Source organism: Escherichia coli DSM 30083 = JCM 1649 = ATCC 11775 (genome assembly GCF_003697165.2).
GTDB lineage: Bacteria > Pseudomonadota > Gammaproteobacteria > Enterobacterales > Enterobacteriaceae > Escherichia > Escherichia coli.
The window spans coordinates 4,711,397-4,726,159 of record NZ_CP033092.2 but is presented as its reverse complement, the minus strand read 5'-3'; the positions used below and the strand labels follow the sequence as shown (position 1 = coordinate 4,726,159).

Annotated in this window: 10 protein-coding genes, 2 tRNA genes, 2 rRNA genes and 1 pseudogene; 11 read left to right on the top strand and 4 right to left on the bottom strand. The window is 48.8% G+C overall.

Translation table 11 applies throughout. The annotated features are described in order from the left end of the window. Window positions 1–35: 35 nt before the first annotated feature. The 4 genes from EAS44_RS24195 (at window position 36) to rrf (ending at window position 3,528) form a co-directional block, all read left to right on the top strand. Window positions 36–112 (top strand) — tRNA-Ile (locus tag EAS44_RS24195). A 42-nt stretch (window positions 113–154) separates the two neighbouring features. Beyond that, a tRNA-Ala gene (locus EAS44_RS24190) sits at window positions 155–230 on the top strand. A gap of 183 nt (window positions 231–413) precedes the next feature. Beyond that, a 23S ribosomal RNA gene (locus EAS44_RS24185) occupies window positions 414–3,317 on the top strand. Between the two features lie 95 nt (window positions 3,318–3,412). Continuing rightward, a 5S ribosomal RNA gene (gene rrf / locus EAS44_RS24180) occupies window positions 3,413–3,528 on the top strand. Window positions 3,529–3,630: 102 nt separating this feature from the next. Here rrf and mobB read toward each other — a convergent pair. Continuing rightward, a complete protein-coding gene (gene mobB, locus EAS44_RS24175; protein ID WP_000907613.1) occupies window positions 3,631–4,158 on the bottom strand; it encodes a molybdopterin-guanine dinucleotide biosynthesis protein MobB in 528 nt (175 codons plus the stop codon). After that, on the bottom strand, window positions 4,140–4,724 hold the full coding sequence (mobA, locus tag EAS44_RS24170; protein WP_001052149.1) for a molybdenum cofactor guanylyltransferase MobA: 585 nt from the start codon (window positions 4,722–4,724) through the stop codon (window positions 4,140–4,142). The genes mobB and mobA overlap by 19 nt, the downstream gene beginning before the upstream one ends. 69 nt (window positions 4,725–4,793) lie before the next feature. Here mobA and yihD point away from each other — a divergent pair, with 69 nt between their 5' ends. The 4 genes from yihD (at window position 4,794) to yihF (ending at window position 8,354) form a co-directional block, all read left to right on the top strand. Next, window positions 4,794–5,063: a YihD family protein gene (yihD, locus tag EAS44_RS24165; RefSeq protein ID WP_001295263.1), complete on the top strand. Its 270-nt coding sequence runs from the start codon at window positions 4,794–4,796 to the stop codon at window positions 5,061–5,063. A gap of 76 nt (window positions 5,064–5,139) precedes the next feature. Next, window positions 5,140–6,126, top strand: a complete 987-nt coding sequence (srkA, locus tag EAS44_RS24160) for a stress response kinase SrkA (RefSeq protein ID WP_001065498.1) — start codon at window positions 5,140–5,142, stop codon at window positions 6,124–6,126. Between the two features lie 16 nt (window positions 6,127–6,142). After that, window positions 6,143–6,769: a thiol:disulfide interchange protein DsbA gene (gene dsbA, locus EAS44_RS24155; RefSeq protein WP_000725344.1), complete on the top strand. Its 627-nt coding sequence runs from the start codon at window positions 6,143–6,145 to the stop codon at window positions 6,767–6,769. Window positions 6,770–6,923: 154 nt separating this feature from the next. After that, on the top strand, window positions 6,924–8,354 hold the full coding sequence (gene yihF / locus EAS44_RS24150; RefSeq protein ID WP_001331556.1) for a YdgA family protein: 1,431 nt from the start codon (window positions 6,924–6,926) through the stop codon (window positions 8,352–8,354). Window positions 8,355–8,394: 40 nt separating this feature from the next. Here the strand turns inward: yihF and yihG are convergent, their stop codons facing one another. Then, window positions 8,395–9,327 carry an acyltransferase gene (gene yihG, locus EAS44_RS24145; RefSeq protein WP_001350867.1) on the bottom strand — a complete coding sequence of 311 codons (933 nt, stop codon included), beginning with the start codon at window positions 9,325–9,327 and terminating at the stop codon, window positions 8,395–8,397. Between the two features lie 363 nt (window positions 9,328–9,690). Between yihG and polA the strand changes: the two genes are divergently transcribed. Further along, a complete protein-coding gene (gene polA, locus EAS44_RS24135) occupies window positions 9,691–12,477 on the top strand; it encodes a DNA polymerase I (protein ID WP_000250046.1) in 2,787 nt (928 codons plus the stop codon). A 381-nt stretch (window positions 12,478–12,858) separates the two neighbouring features. On the opposite strand, the gene yihA is transcribed toward polA, so the two are convergent. Continuing rightward, window positions 12,859–13,491 carry a ribosome biogenesis GTP-binding protein YihA/YsxC gene (yihA, locus tag EAS44_RS24130; protein ID WP_000183349.1) on the bottom strand — a complete coding sequence of 211 codons (633 nt, stop codon included), beginning with the start codon at window positions 13,489–13,491 and terminating at the stop codon, window positions 12,859–12,861. Window positions 13,492–13,787: 296 nt separating this feature from the next. Between yihA and EAS44_RS25675 the strand changes: the two are divergent. Further along, a pseudogene (locus tag EAS44_RS25675) lies at window positions 13,788–13,954 on the top strand (hypothetical protein). A gap of 118 nt (window positions 13,955–14,072) precedes the next feature. Continuing rightward, window positions 14,073–14,582 (top strand): Der GTPase-activating protein YihI, encoded by a 510-nt coding sequence (gene yihI / locus EAS44_RS24125; protein WP_001351246.1) that lies wholly within the window; start codon window positions 14,073–14,075, stop codon window positions 14,580–14,582. The last annotated feature ends 181 nt before the right edge of the window (window positions 14,583–14,763 follow it).

The following is a 14,763-nucleotide window of genomic DNA, read 5'->3' as shown; positions in this document are numbered from 1 at the left end:
GATTGTCTGATGAAAATGAGCAGTAAAACCTCTACAGGCTTGTAGCTCAGGTGGTTAGAGCGCACCCCTGATAAGGGTGAGGTCGGTGGTTCAAGTCCACTCAGGCCTACCAAATTTGCATCGCAAATTTGAAGAGGTTTTAACTACATGTTATGGGGCTATAGCTCAGCTGGGAGAGCGCCTGCTTTGCACGCAGGAGGTCTGCGGTTCGATCCCGCATAGCTCCACCATCTCTGTAGTGATTAAATAAAAAATACTTCAGAGTGTACCTGCAAAGGTTCACTGCGAAGTTTTGCTCTTTAAAAATCTGGATCAAGCTGAAAATTGAAACACTGAACAACGAAAGTTGTTCGTGAGTCTCTCAAATTTTCGCAACACGATGATGGATCGCAAGAAACATCTTCGGGTTGTGAGGTTAAGCGACTAAGCGTACACGGTGGATGCCCTGGCAGTCAGAGGCGATGAAGGACGTGCTAATCTGCGATAAGCGTCGGTGAGGTGATATGAACCGTTATAACCGGCGATTTCCGAATGGGGAAACCCAGTGTGTTTCGACACACTATCATTAACTGAATCCATAGGTTAATGAGGCGAACCGGGGGAACTGAAACATCTAAGTACCCCGAGGAAAAGAAATCAACCGAGATTCCCCCAGTAGCGGCGAGCGAACGGGGAGGAGCCCAGAGCCTGAATCAGTGTGTGTGTTAGTGGAAGCGTCTGGAAAGGCGCGCGATACAGGGTGACAGCCCCGTACACAAAAATGCACATATTGTGAGCTCGATGAGTAGGGCGGGACACGTGGTATCCTGTCTGAATATGGGGGGACCATCCTCCAAGGCTAAATACTCCTGACTGACCGATAGTGAACCAGTACCGTGAGGGAAAGGCGAAAAGAACCCCGGCGAGGGGAGTGAAAAAGAACCTGAAACCGTGTACGTACAAGCAGTGGGAGCCTCTTTATGGGGTGACTGCGTACCTTTTGTATAATGGGTCAGCGACTTATATTCTGTAGCAAGGTTAACCGAATAGGGGAGCCGAAGGGAAACCGAGTCTTAACTGGGCGTTAAGTTGCAGGGTATAGACCCGAAACCCGGTGATCTAGCCATGGGCAGGTTGAAGGTTGGGTAACACTAACTGGAGGACCGAACCGACTAATGTTGAAAAATTAGCGGATGACTTGTGGCTGGGGGTGAAAGGCCAATCAAACCGGGAGATAGCTGGTTCTCCCCGAAAGCTATTTAGGTAGCGCCTCGTGAATTCATCTCCGGGGGTAGAGCACTGTTTCGGCAAGGGGGTCATCCCGACTTACCAACCCGATGCAAACTGCGAATACCGGAGAATGTTATCACGGGAGACACACGGCGGGTGCTAACGTCCGTCGTGAAGAGGGAAACAACCCAGACCGCCAGCTAAGGTCCCAAAGTCATGGTTAAGTGGGAAACGATGTGGGAAGGCCCAGACAGCCAGGATGTTGGCTTAGAAGCAGCCATCATTTAAAGAAAGCGTAATAGCTCACTGGTCGAGTCGGCCTGCGCGGAAGATGTAACGGGGCTAAACCATGCACCGAAGCTGCGGCAGCGACACTATGTGTTGTTGGGTAGGGGAGCGTTCTGTAAGCCTGTGAAGGTGGCCTGTGAGGGTTGCTGGAGGTATCAGAAGTGCGAATGCTGACATAAGTAACGATAAAGCGGGTGAAAAGCCCGCTCGCCGGAAGACCAAGGGTTCCTGTCCAACGTTAATCGGGGCAGGGTGAGTCGACCCCTAAGGCGAGGCCGAAAGGCGTAGTCGATGGGAAACAGGTTAATATTCCTGTACTTGGTGTTACTGCGAAGGGGGGACGGAGAAGGCTATGTTGGCCGGGCGACGGTTGTCCCGGTTTAAGCGTGTAGGCTGGTTTTCCAGGCAAATCCGGAAAACCAAGGCTGAGGCGTGATGACGAGGCACTACGGTGCTGAAGCGACAAATGCCCTGCTTCCAGGAAAAGCCTCTAAGCATCAGGTAACATCAAATCGTACCCCAAACCGACACAGGTGGTCAGGTAGAGAATACCAAGGCGCTTGAGAGAACTCGGGTGAAGGAACTAGGCAAAATGGTGCCGTAACTTCGGGAGAAGGCACGCTGATATGTAGGTGAAGCGACTTGCTCGTGGAGCTGAAATCAGTCGAAGATACCAGCTGGCTGCAACTGTTTATTAAAAACACAGCACTGTGCAAACACGAAAGTGGACGTATACGGTGTGACGCCTGCCCGGTGCCGGAAGGTTAATTGATGGGGTTAGCGGTAACGCGAAGCTCTTGATCGAAGCCCCGGTAAACGGCGGCCGTAACTATAACGGTCCTAAGGTAGCGAAATTCCTTGTCGGGTAAGTTCCGACCTGCACGAATGGCGTAATGATGGCCAGGCTGTCTCCACCCGAGACTCAGTGAAATTGAACTCGCTGTGAAGATGCAGTGTACCCGCGGCAAGACGGAAAGACCCCGTGAACCTTTACTATAGCTTGACACTGAACATTGAGCCTTGATGTGTAGGATAGGTGGGAGGCTTTGAAGTGTGGACGCCAGTCTGCATGGAGCCGACCTTGAAATACCACCCTTTAATGTTTGATGTTCTAACGTTGGCCCGTAATCCGGGTTGCGGACAGTGTCTGGTGGGTAGTTTGACTGGGGCGGTCTCCTCCTAAAGAGTAACGGAGGAGCACGAAGGTTGGCTAATCCTGGTCGGACATCAGGAGGTTAGTGCAATGGCATAAGCCAGCTTGACTGCGAGCGTGACGGCGCGAGCAGGTGCGAAAGCAGGTCATAGTGATCCGGTGGTTCTGAATGGAAGGGCCATCGCTCAACGGATAAAAGGTACTCCGGGGATAACAGGCTGATACCGCCCAAGAGTTCATATCGACGGCGGTGTTTGGCACCTCGATGTCGGCTCATCACATCCTGGGGCTGAAGTAGGTCCCAAGGGTATGGCTGTTCGCCATTTAAAGTGGTACGCGAGCTGGGTTTAGAACGTCGTGAGACAGTTCGGTCCCTATCTGCCGTGGGCGCTGGAGAACTGAGGGGGGCTGCTCCTAGTACGAGAGGACCGGAGTGGACGCATCACTGGTGTTCGGGTTGTCATGCCAATGGCACTGCCCGGTAGCTAAATGCGGAAGAGATAAGTGCTGAAAGCATCTAAGCACGAAACTTGCCCCGAGATGAGTTCTCCCTGAGACTTAGAGTCTCCTGAAGGAACGTTGAAGACGACGACGTTGATAGGCCGGGTGTGTAAGCGCAGCGATGCGTTGAGCTAACCGGTACTAATGAACCGTGAGGCTTAACCTTACAACGCCGAAGATGTTTTGGCGGATGAGAGAAGATTTTCAGCCTGATACAGATTAGATTAACCGGCGACAAGCGGGTTAATGAAACAGAATTTGCCTGGCGGCCTTAGCGCGGTGGTCCCACCTGACCCCATGCCGAACTCAGAAGTGAAACGCCGTAGCGCCGATGGTAGTGTGGGGTCTCCCCATGCGAGAGTAGGGAACTGCCAGGCATCAAATTAAGCGAAAGGCCATCCGTCAGGATGGCCTTTTTGCATTGGAGCAGAATAAATGCCGGATGCGACGCTGGCGCGTTTGCTCCAGCCTACTCTTGCCTATCCGTCCTGCTTTTGCATCCACTCCACCACAAAATCAGCCAGCCCCTCAACATCATTAATATCCAGTAACGCGACATCAAGATTAAGCGGCACATCACTGGCTACAGCAATAACATGCCTGTCTATCACTAATTCTTCCGGTCGATGTCCGGCTCCATCGCGAAACAGCACAATCTTTGCGATCTCTTCATGCTTAAACCCTTCGACCAGAATCAAATCCAGCTTTGAGGTATCCATTCGACTTGCGAGAAAATGTAGATCCAGCTCTTCTTCGTCTGGTGTTTCCGTCATCAAGGCCCATCGCTGTTGGCTGGCAACGATGGTTTGCGCCGCGCCAGCCTTGCGCAGCTCATAGCTATCTTTGCCCGGTTTATCAACATCCATATCATGGTGCGTATGCTTAATCAGCCCCGGACGGATCCCTCTGGCGCATAATGCCGGGATCAATTTTTTCAGCAGCGTTGTTTTTCCGGTGCCACTCCATGCAGCAAAGGCGAGTAACGGTATCATCGTTTTTCCTGCCATCGGGCAAGCTCCTCTGGCGTATTCACGTTTATAAATGCCTCTTTACGATCGCTGAAATCAACCGCATGACCGCCAGCCAGACGCATAAATGCCATAACCCGGCGTTCTCCTGCTTGCAGATATTCCAGTAATAAAGGCTCAATTGCGCGGTTTACCAGAGCAATAGTCGGGTGATCGCGTTCACCGTCGTGGACCCACACGACAGGCGCATCTTTGCGCTGATGAGTAAGCCGGGCGGCTAAATCATGGGGAATGTAAGGCGTATCGCACGGGCAAAACAAAAACCACTCACCCGCTTCCTGCTGCATTACTGAAAGCATTCCTGCCAGAGGACCAGGGTAATCCGCCAGTGAATCTTCAATCACTTTCAGACCGCTTACCTGATAGATTTCCTGATGACGATTAGCATTAATCACGACGTGAGAAAGCTGCGTCATAAGCGCGTCAGCGACATACTGCCATAATGGTTTGCCGTTTAATTCAAGCAATCCTTTATCTACGCCGCCCATTCGTCTGGCTTTACCGCCCGCCAGCACAACGCCTGTTATCATCGTCATCAGATTCACCGATATCGCCTCTTTTATTGTGGGATTGACCCTGCTAACGTGTCTGTCTCAAGAGTAAGGAGCATTACTATGAAATGTAAACGTCTGAATGAAGTTATTGAACTCCTCCAGCCAGCCTGGCAAAAAGAGCCAGACCTTAACCTGCTGCAATTTTTGCAGAAACTGGCGAAAGAGTCAGGTTTTGACGGCGAACTGGCGGATTTGACGGATGACATTCTGATCTATCACCTGAAAATGCGTGATTCCGCGAAAGATGCGGTGATCCCGGGTTTGCAGAAAGATTATGAAGAAGATTTCAAAACGGCGCTATTACGCGCACGTGGCGTAATTAAAGAGTAAAAGCTTGTAAGCGGCGCAACCAAAATCATCGTGAAATGATATCCTTCATCATTCGTAATGTTTTCCGGATGATGGGATGAACAACAGCGCTTTTACTTTCCAGACACTACACCCGGATACCATCATGGACGCTCTGTTTGAGCATGGGATTCGGGTGGATTCCGGTCTTACCCCGCTTAACAGCTATGAAAACCGTGTCTATCAATTTCAGGACGAAGATCGTCGACGTTTTGTCGTCAAATTTTATCGCCCTGAACGTTGGACAGCCGATCAAATCCTCGAAGAACATCAATTTGCGTTGCAGCTGGTTAACGATGAAGTTCCGGTCGCAGCACCTGTGGCCTTTAATGGTCAGACTTTATTGAACCATCAGGGATTTTATTTCGCTGTTTTTCCAAGCGTCGGTGGTCGCCAGTTCGAAGCTGATAATATCGATCAGATGGAAGCGGTTGGGCGTTATTTAGGGCGTATGCACCAGACGGGGCGCAAACAGCTTTTTATCCATCGCCCGACCATCGGTTTGAATGAATATCTCATTGAGCCACGCAAGCTGTTTGAGGACGCTACACTGATACCTTCCGGGTTGAAAGCGGCATTCCTGAAAGCGACAGATGAGCTGATTGCCGCCGTTACAGCACACTGGCGGGAAGATTTCACCGTTCTGCGGCTACATGGAGACTGCCACGCCGGGAATATTCTCTGGCGCGATGGTCCAATGTTTGTTGATCTGGATGATGCACGTAATGGTCCAGCCGTTCAGGATTTGTGGATGTTGCTCAATGGTGATAAAGCCGAGCAGCGGATGCAACTGGAAACTATTATTGAGGCTTATGAAGAATTTAGCGAGTTCGACACCGCTGAAATCGGACTGATTGAACCTTTACGCGCCATGCGTTTGGTTTATTATCTTGCCTGGCTAATGCGGCGTTGGGCTGATCCCGCGTTCCCGAAAAATTTCCCGTGGTTAACCGGGGAAGATTACTGGCTACGACAGACGGTGACTTTTATAGAACAGGCAAAAGTTCTACAAGAACCCCCTTTGCAATTAACACCTATGTATTAATCGGAGAGAGTAGATCATGAAAAAGATTTGGCTGGCGCTGGCTGGTTTAGTTTTAGCGTTTAGCGCATCGGCGGCGCAGTATGAAGATGGTAAACAGTACACTACCCTGGAAAAACCAGTTGCTGGCGCGCCGCAAGTGCTGGAGTTTTTCTCTTTCTTCTGCCCGCACTGCTATCAGTTTGAAGAAGTTCTGCATATTTCTGATAACGTGAAGAAAAAACTGCCGGAAGGCGTGAAGATGACTAAATACCACGTCAACTTCATGGGGGGTGACCTGGGCAAAGAGCTGACTCAGGCATGGGCTGTGGCGATGGCGCTGGGCGTGGAAGACAAAGTCACAGTTCCGCTGTTTGAAGGCGTACAAAAAACCCAGACCATTCGTTCAGCATCTGATATCCGCGATGTATTTATCAACGCAGGTATTAAAGGTGAAGAGTACGACGCGGCGTGGAACAGCTTCGTGGTGAAATCTCTGGTCGCTCAGCAGGAAAAAGCTGCAGCTGACGTGCAATTGCGTGGTGTTCCGGCGATGTTTGTTAACGGTAAATATCAGCTGAATCCGCAGGGTATGGATACCAGCAATATGGATGTTTTTGTTCAGCAGTATGCTGATACTGTGAAATATCTGTCCGAGAAAAAATAATTCAATGTAAATTACATAAAGCCCGTGAATATTCACGGGCTTTTTTTATTATTTAATAAATATAAATACATTCTGATAATGCTTCCTGCTGCTGGACATTATTTCAGCATAAGTGGATATTCAAAGTTTTGCTGTTTTATCAGGGAATATTTATATGATACGTAAGTCAGCTACAGGTGCCATTGTTGCGTTAGCCGTAATCTGGGGTGGTGGCACATGGTACACAGGTACGCAAATTCAGCCTGGTGTCGAAAAGTTTATTAAAGGTTTTAACGATGCTAAAAAGAAAGGTGAACATGCCTACGATATGACGTTAAGTTATAAAAATTTTGACAAAGGCTTTTTTAATTCCCGTTTTCAAATGCAAATGACATTTGATAACGGTGCACCCGATCTCAATATCAAGCCAGGCCAGAAAATTGTATTTGATGTGGATGTTGAGCACGGTCCGTTGCCCATCACAATGTTAATGCATGGTAATGTCATCCCAGCACTGGCAGCGGCAAAAGTGAACTTAGTGAATAATGAGCTGACACAACCGCTATTTATCGCCGCGAAAAATAAATCGCCCGTGGAAGCGACATTGCGATTCGCGTTTGGTGGCCCATTCTCCACGACATTAGATGTTGCCCCTGCAGAGTATGGAAAGTTTTCTTTTGGTGAAGGCCAGTTTACTTTTAATGGTGATGATAGTTCATTGTCTAACCTGGATATTGAAGGCAAAGTCGAAGATATTGTTCTGCAATTTTCACCAATGAACAAAGTAACGGCGAAAAGTTTTACCATTGATTCTCTGACACGATTAGAAGAAAAGAAATTTCCGGTTGGTGAAAGCGAGTCGAAATTTAATCAGGTTAATATTATCAACCAGGGGGAAGTCGTTGCCCAAATCGATGCTTTCGTTGCAAAAACCAGGCTGGATCGCGTTAAAGACAAAGATTATATCAATGTCAATCTGACCTACGAACTTGATAAGTTAACAAAAGGGAATCAGCAACTCGGTAGTGGTGAGTGGTCATTGATTGCTGAATCTATTGATCCCTCAGCGGTGCGCCAATTTATCATCCAGTATAACATTGCGATGCAGAAGCAGCTTGCTGCACACCCTGAGTTAGCAAACGATGAAGTTGCTCTGCAAGAAGTGAATGCTGCATTGTTCAAAGAGTATTTACCGTTATTACAAAAAAGTGAGCCGACGATTAAACAACCAGTAAGATGGAAGAACGCACTCGGCGAACTAAATGCCAATCTGGATATCAGTATTGCCGACCCAGCCAAATCTTCATCATCCACAAACAAAGATATTAAATCGCTCAATTTTGATATGAAGTTACCGCTTAATGTCGCTACAGAAACCGCAAAACAGCTTAATTTATCTGAAGGGATGGATGCGGAAAAAGCGCAAAAGCGGGCTGATAAGCAAATCAGTGGGATGATGACATTAGGTCTGATGTTACAGTTAATCACGATTGACAACAATACCGCCTCGCTGCAACTGCGTTATACACCGGGTAAAGTTGTTTTTAACGGACAGGAGATGAGCGAAGAAGAATTTATGTCTCGTGCCGGACGTTTTGTTCATTAAAATACTCACTCGCCTCTGCTCATTCAGAGGCGAGTAAAACTTACTTTTCCTGCCGCTGTGATGACATCAACGATGTCAGAAGCCGGTCTTTTTCCTGCCACAATGAGTTCAGCCATTGCTGAAAATGGCGCTTAAAGCTTTTGTCATTGATGTAGTCGCCATGTAACTCATCGGCAATAGGCTGTAAATCCACATGTACGACAATTCGCGTCAGTTTACCGCTTAACATATCGAAGAACGGCTGACGGTTATTGTCCGGATAACACAGCGTAACATTAAGCAGTTTATCGAATTGTTTACCCAGTACATTTAGCGCCATCGCAATGCCTGCCGCCTTTGGTGGCAACAAGTTTTGAAAAGAGGAGTGGGTTTGCTGATGTTTTTCTTGCGTGAAACGGGAGCCTTCAACGAAATTGACAATAGTGGTGGGGTGCAGGCGAAACTTTTCACAAGAACGCCGAGTGGTTTCAACATCTTTACCACGTCGCTCCGGATGACGTAATAAATAAGCGCGGGAATAACGCTTCATAAACGGCATATCCAGCGCCCAGCACGCCAGGCCAAGAAAAGGCACCCAGGCCAGCTGCTGCTTGAGGAAATATTTATTCATCGGAATGTGCTTACGAAACAGCACGCACAGTACGACAATATCTGCCCAACTACGGTGGTTACAAATAAGCAGATACCAGTTCTTCTTACTTAACCCTTCCAGCCCGTGAACTTCCCATTGCAGGTGTGGGTTCAGATGCAGTAATACCGCCAGACCTTCACACCAGCAATACATCATAAAATCACAAAAACGCGAAACCTTTCGCCAAATGACTGGCACAGGTAGCAATAGTTTTACAATCCCGGCAATGATGATCGGGACGGAACAAAAAATAGTGACCAAAATGGTCAATACGATACTCAGCAAAAGGGTTATCGCAGCGAGTATTCTCGTCATAATGAATTTATTCAAAAGGTTAGCCATAGACAGTGCGCTAAAGAAGCGCAAGGCGCAGATTTTAGCAGAAAACGACCCAAATAACGGATGATCCTTAAGGAGAAAAATAATTCATATCTATCCACATTAGAAAAAATCCCATTATCTCAATTATTAGGGATGGCTTTATTTTTAACTGCATGAAAAACAAAGACAAACACCATGCTGTAAAAAGCATGATAATAAATTAAAAGCGATGTAAATAATTTATGCACAAAGTTATCCACATGACGATTTGCGAGCGATCCAGAAGATCTACAAAAGATTTTCACGAAAAGCGGTGAAAAACTCATGTTTTCATCCTGTCTGTGGCATCCTTTACCCATAATCTGATAAACAGGCACGGACATTATGGTTCAGATCCCCCAAAATCCACTTATCCTTGTAGATGGTTCATCTTATCTTTATCGCGCATATCACGCGTTTCCCCCGCTGACTAACAGCGCAGGCGAGCCGACCGGTGCGATGTATGGTGTCCTCAACATGCTGCGCAGTCTGATCATGCAATATAAACCGACGCATGCAGCGGTGGTCTTTGACGCCAAGGGAAAAACCTTTCGTGATGAACTGTTTGAACATTACAAATCACATCGCCCGCCAATGCCGGACGATCTGCGAGCACAAATCGAACCTCTGCACGCGATGGTTAAAGCGATGGGACTGCCGCTGCTGGCGGTTTCTGGCGTAGAAGCGGACGACGTTATTGGTACTCTGGCGCGCGAAGCCGAAAAAACCGGGCGTCCGGTGCTGATCAGCACTGGCGATAAAGATATGGCGCAGCTGGTGACACCAAATATCACGCTTATCAACACCATGACGAATACCATCCTCGGACCGGAAGAGGTGGTGAATAAGTACGGCGTGCCGCCAGAACTGATCATCGATTTCTTGGCGCTGATGGGTGACTCCTCTGATAACATTCCTGGCGTACCGGGCGTCGGTGAAAAAACCGCGCAGGCATTGCTGCAAGGTCTTGGCGGGCTGGATACGCTGTATGCCGAGCCAGAAAAAATTGCTGGGTTGAGCTTCCGTGGCGCGAAAACAATGGCAGCGAAGCTCGAGCAAAACAAAGAAGTTGCTTATCTCTCATACCAGCTGGCGACGATTAAAACCGACGTTGAACTGGAGCTGACCTGTGAACAACTGGAAGTGCAGCCACCGGCGGCGGAAGAGTTGTTAGGGCTGTTCAAAAAGTATGAGTTCAAACGCTGGACTGCTGATGTCGAAGCGGGCAAATGGCTACAGGCTAAAGGGGCGAAACCCGCAGCCAGGCCGCAGGAAACCAGTGTTGCAGACGAAGCGCCAGAAGTGACGGCAACGGTGATTTCTTATGACAACTACGTCACTATCCTTGATGAAGAAACACTGAAAGAGTGGATTGCGAAGCTGGAAAAAGCGCCGGTATTTGCATTTGATACCGAAACAGACAGCCTTGATAACATCTCTGCTAACCTGGTCGGGCTTTCTTTTGCTATCGAGCCAGGCGTAGCGGCATATATTCCGGTTGCTCATGATTATCTTGATGCGCCCGATCAAATCTCTCGCGAGCGTGCACTCGAGTTGCTAAAACCGCTGCTGGAAGATGAAAAGGCGCTGAAGGTCGGGCAAAACCTGAAATACGATCGCGGTATTCTGGCGAACTACGGCATTGAACTACGTGGGATTGCGTTTGATACCATGCTGGAGTCCTACATTCTCAATAGCGTTGCCGGACGTCACGATATGGACAGCCTCGCGGAACGTTGGTTGAAGCACAAAACCATCACTTTTGAAGAGATTGCGGGTAAAGGCAAAAATCAACTGACCTTTAACCAGATTGCCCTCGAAGAGGCCGGACGTTACGCCGCCGAAGATGCAGATGTCACCTTGCAGTTGCATCTGAAAATGTGGCCGGATCTGCAAAAACACAAAGGGCCGTTGAACGTCTTCGAGAATATCGAAATGCCGCTGGTGCCGGTGCTTTCACGCATTGAACGTAACGGTGTGAAGATCGATCCGAAAGTGCTGCACAATCATTCTGAAGAGCTCACCCTTCGTCTGGCTGAGCTGGAAAAGAAAGCGCATGAAATTGCAGGTGAGGAATTTAACCTTTCTTCCACCAAGCAGTTACAAACCATTCTCTTTGAAAAACAGGGCATTAAACCGCTGAAGAAAACGCCGGGTGGCGCGCCGTCAACGTCGGAAGAGGTACTGGAAGAACTGGCGCTGGACTATCCGTTGCCAAAAGTGATTCTGGAGTATCGTGGTCTGGCGAAGCTGAAATCGACCTACACCGACAAGCTGCCGTTGATGATCAACCCGAAAACCGGGCGTGTACATACCTCTTATCACCAGGCAGTAACCGCAACGGGACGTTTATCGTCAACCGATCCTAACCTGCAAAACATTCCGGTGCGTAACGAAGAAGGTCGCCGTATCCGCCAGGCGTTTATTGCGCCAGAGGATTATGTGATTGTCTCAGCGGACTACTCGCAGATTGAACTGCGCATTATGGCGCATCTCTCGCGTGACAAAGGCTTGCTGACCGCATTCGCCGAAGGAAAAGATATCCACCGTGCAACGGCGGCAGAAGTGTTTGGTTTGCCACTGGAAACCGTCACCAGCGAGCAACGTCGTAGCGCGAAAGCGATCAACTTTGGTCTGATTTATGGCATGAGTGCTTTCGGTCTGGCGCGGCAATTGAACATTCCGCGTAAAGAAGCGCAGAAGTACATGGACCTTTACTTCGAACGCTACCCTGGCGTGCTGGAGTATATGGAACGCACCCGTGCTCAGGCGAAAGAGCAGGGCTACGTTGAAACGCTGGACGGACGCCGTCTGTATCTGCCGGATATCAAATCCAGCAATGGTGCTCGTCGTGCAGCGGCTGAACGTGCAGCCATTAACGCGCCAATGCAGGGAACCGCCGCCGACATTATCAAACGGGCGATGATTGCCGTTGATGCGTGGCTACAGGCTGAGCAACCGCGTGTGCGTATGATCATGCAGGTACACGATGAACTGGTATTTGAAGTCCATAAAGATGATGTCGATGCCGTCGCGAAGCAGATTCATCAACTGATGGAAAACTGTACCCGTCTGGATGTGCCGTTGCTGGTGGAAGTGGGGCGTGGCGAAAACTGGGATCAGGCGCACTAAGATTCGCCTGAACATGCCCTTTTTTCGTAAGTAAGCAACATAAGCTGTCACGTTTTGTGATGGCTATTAGAAATTCCTATGCAACAACTGAAAAAAAATTACAAAAAATGCTTTCTGAACTGAACAAAAAAGAGTAAAGTTAGTCGCGTAGGGTACAGAGGTAAGATGTTCTATCTTTCAGACCTTTTACTTCACGTAATCGGATTTGGCTGAATATTTTAGCCGCCCCAGTCAGTAATGACTGGGGCGTTTTTTATTGGGCGAAAGAAAAGATCCGTAATGCCTGATACGCCATGTTTATCAGGCCAACGGTAGAATTGTAATCTATTGAATTTACGGGCCGGATACGCCACATCCGGCACAAGCATTAAGGCAAGAAAATTATTCGCCGTCCTGCGTTTCTTCTACAGGCTGCATCTCGCTAAACCAGGTATCCAGTTTCTGCCGCAGCTTGTCCACGCCTTGTTTCTTCAGCGAAGAAAACGTTTCAACCTGCACATCACCGTTAAACGCCAGCACCGCTTCACGCACCATATTCAATTGCGCTTTACGTGCGCCGCTTGCCAGTTTGTCCGCTTTGGTCAGCAGTACCAGCACGGCGATATTGCTGTCTACCGCCCACTCAATCATCTGCTGATCCAAATCTTTCAGCGGATGGCGAATATCCATTAGCACCACCAGACCTTGCAGGCTCTGACGTTTTTCGAGGTACTCGCCGAGCGCGCGCTGCCATTTGCGCTTCATCTCTTCCGGGACTTCCGCATAACCGTACCCAGGCAAGTCAACCAGACGCTTGCCGTCAGCCACTTCAAACAGGTTGATAAGCTGGGTGCGCCCCGGGGTTTTTGAGGTACGAGCCAGGCTTTTCTGGTTAGTCAGCGTGTTCAGCGCGCTGGATTTACCTGCGTTGGAACGGCCTGCAAAAGCCACTTCAATTCCGGTATCGGAAGGTAGGTGGCGAATATCAGGCGCACTCATCACAAAATGCGTCTGTTGATAATTCAAATTAGTCAAAGCGGTCGTCTCCATCAGTCAAAGCTTTGCGGCGATTATACCTGAACCATAATAAAAGGCGGATTTTTCGGCGTGAGCGTTGTAAGTAAAAGCCATATGCTTTGTGAGACATTGCCGATAGTCTTTATGCGAAATAGCAGAGAAAATTCTGCGACGCATGTCAAATAAGCTATATAAATCAGTGAATTGCTTTTATATAAAACTCTGAAAATGTGCAAATACTGATGGCGGTTGATTGTTTATTTAAAGCAAAGGCGTAAAGTAGCACCCATAGAGCGAGGACGCTAACAGGAACAATGACTCAGGATGAGGGTCAGGAGCGCCAGGAGGCGAAGACAGAGGATTGTCAGGAAGATAAACGTCCGGAGACGTAATTAAATGGAAATGGAATCAACACGGATTGTTCCGGCTAATGGAAAAACAGGGTGTGTTGGCGGCCTGCAAGGATTGTAAGACCCGTTAAGGGTTATGAGTCAGGAAAAAAGGCGACAGAGTAATCTGTCGCCTTTTTTCTTTGCTTGCTTTCTGTTAGATTCCGCCGCAAATCTATACTGAATAAAACGGCTAAAAGACGAACCATTATGAAACCATCATCTTCAAACTCACGCAGCAAAGGTCATGCAAAAGCGCGTCGAAAAACACGCGAGGAGCTGGATCAGGAAGCTCGTGACCGTAAGCGTCAGAAAAAACGTCGTGGTCATGCGCCGGGCAGCCGCGCAGCGGGCGGTAACACCACGTCAGGCAGCAAAGGCCAGAACGCACCAAAAGATCCACGTATTGGCAGTAAAACCCCTATTCCATTGGGCGTGGCTGAAAAAGTCACCAAACAGCACAAACCGAAGAGTGAGAAACCTATGCTTTCACCGCAGGCGGAGTTGGAGTTACTGGAAACGGATGAGCGTCTGGATGCGCTGCTGGAACGTCTGGAAGCAGGCGAAACCCTGAGCGCCGAAGAGCAATCCTGGGTGGATGTCAAACTGGATCGTATTGATGAGTTGATGCAGAAACTCGGCCTCTCTTATGACGATGACGAAGAAGAGGAAGAAGACGAGAAGCAAGAAGACATGATGCGTCTGCTGCGGGGCAACTAACGGATTGCCGCCGTGGGTCTTCCCGTTCTGCTGATAACCCTTCCGGTTATATGTTATCTGGTGTGGTTATTCGTTAAACTACAGCGGTTGTCGCGGCGACAAAAGTGGCTGCGCAACCGGCTGATGACTCGAAACGGGCATCCGCCGGTACGCCGTAGCCGCCAGAGACGCCATCGGAAGG